Below are 4192 nucleotides of genomic sequence, written 5' to 3'. Positions count from 1 at the left end.
CCTCTTTATTAATTTAAACTTTAGTATAAGACCACAGTCGCATTGTTACATCCCATTCACATGTTTAGGCTTGCGTTTTCTTCGCGCAATCAAAAGGTGTTATGTGTCACAAGAAAGCTCTTCTTATCAAAACCTTCACAAGCCAAGTAACAAATTTAATTCAAGAGACGAATATTTAGACCACGAGCTACAAATATTAGCGCCTAAGCGATGGCGCTTGAATTTACCAGGAAGAGACTACCGCATTGAGTGGGAAGACTGCGTTCCGGGCATGGCCGCAACCATAGGTAAAATCGTAATGGTTGCAGCGGTTGTCGGTGCATTTGCTGCGCCTTTAGGGCTATCGCCAGAGTTTGTCATTGAAAACGTACGTTTTGAATTACTTATTGCTGCAATCTTATTCGTCGTTTTGATTTCAGGTTTTTTAAACCCTTCTGCTAATTTGGCTGGAACACACGGCCCGCTTCTTCCGCTGGTCCCGCTTATCGTGGCGTCAGGCGGCCATCCAATGGCCCTTGGTTTACTCATAGGCTTATTCGGCTTTATTTTAGGAATAACCAAAGGCGGAAGTCTGTTAGCTAAACTAACCAGTAATGGCGTATGTGGCGGTCTACTATTGTACCTAGGCTTTATTGGTATTACTGGGCAAGTAAAAAAGCTCTTCGCATGGGCAGAAAGCTTCGATATGGCTTATTTAGCCTTTGTGGTAATTATCGCTACTATTTTAATGTATGCATGGCTAGAGCATATAAAGAAACGTTGGTTAGCCATACCACTCGGTGCGGTAATGGCAGCAATTATTGCTTTTTCCTTTGGTGCTCCTTTTGAATTTACCACGTCGCCCGGTATCCCTAATTTAAATCCTGCATATTGGTGGGGCGAAGACACAGGGTGGAAATTAGGTTTACCCGACTGGTCGCATTTCATTGCTGTGTTACCTTTCGCCGTGCTTGCCGTGTCTATGTGGTCACCGGATTTTTTGGGTCACCAAGTATTTCAAAAGCTAAGTTATCCTAAAAAGAGCGAACGAGCCCACATGAATATAGATGACACCATGATTGCTGCTTCGAGTCGTCAGGCTGTGGGCAGCTTGTTGGGCGGCGGAAATATTTCATCATCGTGGGGTACCTATATTATACCGGCTTCCATTGCACGTAGACCCATTCCCGGTGGCGCGTTAGTGACAGGCTTTTTATGTGTGGTCGCAGCACTGTGGGGGTATCCCATGGATTTAGCTATTTGGCCGCCAGTGCTATGCGTTGCGCTAATTGTTGGTGTGTTTTTGCCGTTAATGGAAGCAGGTATGCAAATGACCCGTGAAGGTAAGACAACCCAGTCAGCGGCTCTGGTGGTTATCTCATCAGTTCTGGTGAATCCGGTGTTTGGCTGGTCATTCACTATGTTGTTAGACAATTTAGGTCTGGTCGGTTGTAAGGATAGAGCTGGTGAACTTGGTAAAGCGGGCCGTTGGCTGATCCCCGGTATTACGTTTTTAGTGCTTTGTACCGTAATGGCATTAATTGGAATGTTCCCTGGTGTGCCAGCATTAATGGAAGCATTTAGGCAATAAAGATGGTGAAAAGATTATGCGTAACCTTTTTACTGGTCCCAATAGGGCGTATCTTTAAAATATTCGCAGAGAAAGTCTATGAAAACCCTCAGTTTATTTGATATGAGCTTTCGATGTGGGTAAACCGCATACAAAGAAATAGACTGAGGGACATAGTCTTCGAGTATTGATATGAGTTCGCCCTTACTTAAGGCTTCTCCAGCAATGAATGTAGGCTGCAAAACGTAGCCTTCTCCTTGCTTTGCAACATTTGTAAGTACCTCACCATTATTAGCCGTTAGCTTTGGCGTTACTTTTTGCGCGTTCGCCTTGAGGGCTGCAATGAGCGTTGACGCTTCGTTATCATAGTTCACATAAGAATATTCAAGATAGTGTTCAGGTTTAAGATCTTTTGGGTGGCGTGGTGTGCCATATTTTTGAAGATAAGCAGGAGAGGCGCATAGCGCGAGTTTGATGGAGGTGATTTTCTTAGCAATAAGCGATGAGCTAGTCAGGTTTCCAGCTCGCAAAGCAACATCGAACCCCTCATCTATCACATCAATTTTTCTATCATTTAATTGCAAATTTATAGAAACGTTTGAATGTGCCTGCTGAAATGCGCTAAGCGCTCCAGCTAAATGTAACGTGGAAAATGAAACTGGTGCACTCACGTGCAATAAACCTTTTGCCTCAGAACTTAACTGTCCGAGCTGACTCTCCATATCATTAACGCTTTCAAGAATATGATTTGCATGTTGCAAGCACTGCTGGCCCGCTTCTGTAAGATGTATTTTTCGCGTGGTGCGATTAAATAGTCGGGTATCAAGTTGTTTTTCAAGCTCAGCGATATATTTACTTACCAGCTGATTAGACGTATCGAGCTTAAGTGCTGCCCTTGTAAAGCTTCCTTCATTCGCAACAACGCTGAATGTTTTCAGCAGAGATAACTTATCCATAATTTTTGATGATTAACAACAATTTGTTGGTAATCATTCTATATTTTGCCGCTTTATTCAATAGCTGTTGGTAACTATTCTAACGGCATAGGGTTAGCGGGCCACGTGGTTAAGAGTGAGTAGGTCGCTGATCAAATCTAATACTTAATATTCGAGGATACGACAATGAACAATCAATTTATCGCAAATATTTTCACGTCTAACAACAGTGTTTCTAGCCTAGTGCTGCGTGTACCTGTGGGCATTATTCTAACCGCCCATGGGGCGCAAAAGCTTTTTGCGTGGTTCGGTGGCTACGGTCTTGAGGGCACAGGTCAATGGATGGAAAGTATTGGTCTAGCCCCGGGCTTTTTAATGGCACTACTTGCGGGGAGTGCAGAATTCTTTGGTGGGCTAGCGCTTATTTTGGGGGCGCTTACTCGTCCTGCAGCATTAGTGAGTGCATTTACAATGTTGGTAGCGATATTGAGCGTTCATGCATCGAACGGCTTATTTATGAGCAATAACGGTTATGAATTTGCGCTTGCACTGCTAGCAGCTACAGCTGCTTTAACTATTCAGGGTGGTGGCAAGTTTTCTGTTGATGGGCTCATCAGCGATAAATTGACAAAGTGAATACAGTAAAAATAAGCGTTACTAAAACTGACCAATATTCACGTTTATAAGGACTGTATCGATGGTGAGTTCCACACAAATTACAACGGCGTATATTTCTCATGGCGGAGGTCCGCTTCCGCTTCTTGAGATGCAATCAAGTGAGGCGGCAGCGCGTCCTGATTACCATAGAGAAATGATTGACGTTCTAACCGCGCTTTCAGAAGAAATACCAAAGCCAAATGCAATAGTTGTGATAAGCGCACATTGGGAGAGCCGTGAAATCAACGTAACAACAAACGCTTGTCCAACGTTAATTTACGACTATTACGGGTTTCCTGAAGAGGCATATTCAATTAGATATGACGCGATAGGGGAGCCTAGCCTAGCTACATCAATCGTAGACGGTCTAAATAAAAAGGGAATTAATGCAAGCGGGAATGGAACTCGTGGCTTTGATCACGGGATGTTTATTCCACTTAGCATTATGTACCCGGATGCAGACATTCCCGTCGTTCAGCTTTCGCTTGCAGCAGACCTAAACGCTGCAAAGCATGTTGCACTTGGTGAAGCGTTAAGGGATATACTGGCAGCTCATCAATCCATGGATCGGATTTTAGTGTTGGGGTCAGGGTCTTCTTTTCACAATATGAAGGGCTTTTTCGATAACTCCGACACTGCGCTAAAAAGAGCACGTAATTTTAACGCTTGGTTACAAGATACTATACATTCTAGTGCTTACAGCGAAAGCGAGCGAAGGGGAAAATTGATAGAGTGGTTTAAAGGGCCTAACGCCCTATATGCACATCCGAGGGAAGAGCACCTGTTACCGTTACATGTGTGTTACGGTTTAAACAATAGGGCATCAGACAAAGCAATATCGCTAACTTTGCTAACCAAGCCTGCAAGCATGTTCCTGTGGCAAAACAACCTGTGAATGTGTCGTCTTTTTTCTTGAATCTTCTTATGTTTGTCAAATATTAAACATATCGTTCATCAATTGTTCGCTTGAGCGTGAAAGTTCAAATTAGTGCTTTACACCCTTGGTTAAATCATTAAGATACTCAGCACTTGAGGAGAGTTGGCAGAGCTC

The 4192-nt window shown here is 43.6% G+C and carries 3 protein-coding genes and 1 pseudogene; 3 read left to right on the top strand and 1 reads right to left on the bottom strand.

What is annotated here, in order from left to right:
- Positions 1–103: 103 nt before the first annotated feature.
- Positions 104–1570 (top strand): DUF3360 family protein, encoded by a 1467-nt coding sequence (locus GVO62_RS10220; protein WP_159119064.1) that lies wholly within the window; start codon positions 104–106, stop codon positions 1568–1570.
- 29 nt (positions 1571–1599) lie between these two features.
- Here the strand turns inward: GVO62_RS10220 and GVO62_RS10215 are convergent, their stop codons facing one another.
- Entirely contained in the window at positions 1600–2505 is a 906-nt protein-coding gene (locus GVO62_RS10215) for a LysR family transcriptional regulator (RefSeq protein WP_159119062.1), read from the bottom strand.
- Positions 2506–2721: 216 nt separating this feature from the next.
- Between GVO62_RS10215 and GVO62_RS10210 the strand changes: the two are divergent.
- Positions 2722–3120: pseudogene (locus GVO62_RS10210) on the top strand (DoxX family protein); the annotation flags it as partial.
- 61 nt (positions 3121–3181) lie between these two features.
- Positions 3182–4036: a DODA-type extradiol aromatic ring-opening family dioxygenase gene (locus tag GVO62_RS10205; protein ID WP_159119058.1), complete on the top strand. Its 855-nt coding sequence runs from the start codon at positions 3182–3184 to the stop codon at positions 4034–4036.
- Positions 4037–4192 lie beyond the last annotated feature (156 nt).

The organism is Alteromonas sp. KUL150 (assembly GCF_009811475.1).
Taxonomy (GTDB): Bacteria; Pseudomonadota; Gammaproteobacteria; order Enterobacterales; family Alteromonadaceae; genus Alteromonas; species Alteromonas gracilis.
Note: the sequence above shows the minus strand (reverse complement) of the source record. Positions and strands in the feature narration are given on the sequence as shown.